At 55.4% G+C, this 624-nt stretch carries 1 protein-coding gene and 1 pseudogene; both read left to right on the forward strand.

What is annotated here, in order from left to right:
- A pseudogene (locus B3797_RS17180) lies at positions 1–131 on the forward strand (rhizopine-binding protein); the annotation flags it as partial.
- A gap of 32 nt (positions 132–163) precedes the next feature.
- On the forward strand, positions 164–624 hold a 461-nt coding region (locus B3797_RS17185), incomplete at its 3' end, for an ATP-binding cassette domain-containing protein (RefSeq protein WP_311791702.1).

The following is a 624-nucleotide window of genomic DNA, read 5'->3' on the forward strand; positions in this document are numbered from 1 at the left end:
AGGGCGAGGGCGCAGTTCAGACGGCCGTTAAGCTGGCGAAGGGCGAAAAGGTACAGAAGATTATCGATATTCCTTACCAGCTGATCACGAAAGACAATATGCAGCAGTTCGTTAACCGTAATCAGAAATAACCGATCCCGACTCAGCCGTACGGAGGTGATGTATGACCGCTTTTGCGCTTGAAGCCGAAGGCATCAGCAAGTTCTTTCCCGGTGTAAAGGCACTCGACAACGTTTCGCTGCGCGTGCGTCCGGGATCGGTGCATGCCTTGATGGGCGAAAATGGCGCGGGCAAATCCACTTTAATGAAGTGCCTGATCGGGATGTACCGTCCCGATCGGGGCACCATCCGCATTAAAGGGGAGCCGGTGCAGTTTCAGGACACCATGGACGCCTTGCGTTCAGGCATTTCCATGATCCACCAGGAACTTAATCTGGTGCCCTACATGACCGTCGCAGAGAATATATGGCTGGGACGCGAGCCGATGAAGTACGGCTTTGTTGATCACGGCAAGCTCAACCAGCAGACGCAGGCGCTGCTCAACCAGCTGAATATCCGTCTCAAGGCCGACCGTCTGGTGGGCGAGCTGAGCATCGCCGCGCAGCAGATGGTGGAGATCGCCAA

The organism is Pantoea sp. UBA5923, assembly GCF_002431095.1.
In the GTDB taxonomy this organism is placed as follows: Bacteria; Pseudomonadota; Gammaproteobacteria; order Enterobacterales; family Enterobacteriaceae; genus Pantoea; species Pantoea piersonii.